Below are 2,172 nucleotides of genomic sequence, written 5' to 3'. Positions count from 1 at the left end.
CGGGCGGGCTGACGCGGCTGCCCGCGGAGCAGTTGTTCGACATCGAAGTGGTGCCGGGGCGCTCGGGCGCGGCGGCCGGCGCGATCGTGCTGCCCGCGCCGGCCTTCGTGGCAGGCGGCGGGACGGAGCCCGACTGGGCCGCGCTGCGTGCGCAACTCGGCGCGCAACCGGCCTGCACGGCGCGCCACGGCTTCGCGCTCGCGCTCACGCAGGCGATGTTCGAGCTGCCGGGCTACGCGTGGCGGATCGAACGCGTGGCGCGCGAATTGGACGTGAGCCGCCGCGCGATCCAGATGGCGCTGTTTCGCGAGTGCTACAGCTTCAACGCCGCGCTGCTGCGCTGCCGCCGGTTGAACCGCCTGCTGGACGGCGGCGTCCAGCGCGGTGACGGCGGCGACGCGTTCGGCCGACACGCCTGACGCGCGCCCGCGACGCTTCGCAACCCGAAACAACCCGGTCGCAACCGGGAAATCATTCGCAGAACGCACCGACGCGCCGTGACCCGCGCGGGGGCGGCGCTCGTCCTGCGTTCCCGCAATACCGGCCGGCGCCGTCCGGCCAGCGATTCGAATTCGAAGAGAGGAGAAGAACCCCATGTCAGAGAGCGGACATTTCAAACAGAGCCTGTCGGCATTCGATCTGGCGCTGATCGGCTTCGGCACCGTGTTCGGTTCCGGCTGGCTGTTCGCCGCGAGCCAGGTGGCGTCGATCGCGGGGCCGGCCGGCATCGCGTCGTGGTTCATCGCCGGGGTGGCGGTGCTCACGCTCGGCCTCGTCTATTGCGAGCTGGGCGCGGCGATCCCGAGCTCGGGCGGCGCGATCAGCTATCTCGACCTGTCGCACGGGCCGATGCTGACCTACCTGATGGGCCTCATGACGGTGATCTACATGTCGAGCATCGTCGGGCTCGAAGTGGTGGCGGCGCGCCAGTACGCGGCGGCCTGGTGGCCGGCGCTGAACGTGCCCGGCACCAGCAACGCCAGCACGCTCGGCTGGTTCGTGCAGTGCGGGCTGATCGTGGTGTTCTTCCGGCTCAACATCGCCAGCGTGCGCACCTTCGCGCTGGCCAACAACATCGTCACCACCATCAAGTTCGTGGTGCCGGGGCTGATCATCCTGATGCTGCTGCTGCATTTCAAGGCGGCCAATTTCCACGCGGCCGGGTTCGCGCCGAGCGGGCTCGCGGGCATCGAATCGGCGGTGTCGACGGGCGGCGTGATCTTCGCGTTCCTCGGGCTCACGCCGATCGTGTCGGTGGCCAGCGAAGTGCGCAACCCGCAGCGCTCGATCCCGATCGCGCTGGTGTCGTCGATCCTGGCGGCCGGGGTGGTCTACATCCTGTTGCAGGTGGCGTTCATCGGCGCGGTGCCCACGGCGATGCTCGCGGGCGGCTGGCAGGGCGTGAGCCATCAGCTCGCGCTGCCGTTCCACGACATCGCGATCCAGCTCGGCATCGGCTGGCTCGCGGTGGTGGTGGCGATCGACGCGGTGGTGTCGCCGTCGGGCTGCGGCAACATCTTCTTCAGCGCCACGCCGCGCGCGCTGTTCGCGTGGTCGCAGTCGGGCACGTTCTTCCGCGCGTTCGCGAAGGTCGATCCGAAGTCGGGCATCCCGCGCCGCGCGACCTGGCTGACGCTGGCGCTGTCGGTGTTCTGGACGCTGCCGTTCCCGTCGTGGGAAGCGATGATCTCGATCGTGTCGGCCTCGCTGGTGATCAGCTACGCGGTGGCGCCGGTGTCGGTGGCCGCGCTGCGCCGCCATCGCCCGGACCTGCCGCGGCCGTTCCGCGTCAAGGCGCTCGGCGTGATCGGCCCGCTGTCGTTCGTGGTGGCGACGTTCATCGTCTACTGGACGGGCTGGCAAAGCCTGTGCTGGCTGCTCGGCGTGCAGGTGGCGCTGTACGTGGGCTATCTGTGCGTGGCGCGGCGCATGCCGGCCGGCGCGACGATGACGGTCGGCCGCCAGGTGCGCAGCTCGCTGTGGCTGGTCGGCTATTACCTGATGATGATGCTGGCCTCGTATCTCGGCACGTTCGGCGGCAAGGGGATCATCGGGCATCCGTACGATTTCGCGGTGGTGGGCGCGGTGGCGCTGATCGCCTATTACTGGGGCGTGCGGGCCGGGCTGCCGGCCGATGCGCGGATCGAGGCCGGCGCGCGCGGCGCGGCGCTA

The 2,172-nt window shown here is 70.1% G+C and carries 1 protein-coding gene and 1 pseudogene; both read left to right on the top strand.

The genetic code is table 11. The features are described 5' to 3' along the window. Positions 1–419 (top strand): annotated as a pseudogene (locus G3N92_RS32995) (hypothetical protein); the annotation flags it as partial. A gap of 175 nt (positions 420–594) precedes the next feature. Then, positions 595–2,172 (top strand): APC family permease (locus G3N92_RS32990; RefSeq protein ID WP_206131709.1); only part of this gene is annotated, 1,578 nt, incomplete at its 3' end.

Source organism: Burkholderia sp. Ac-20379 (assembly GCF_017104645.1).
In the GTDB taxonomy this organism is placed as follows: Bacteria; Pseudomonadota; Gammaproteobacteria; order Burkholderiales; family Burkholderiaceae; genus Burkholderia.
The sequence above is the reverse complement of the archived record's forward strand: the minus strand, read 5'-3'. Positions and strand labels throughout refer to the sequence as shown.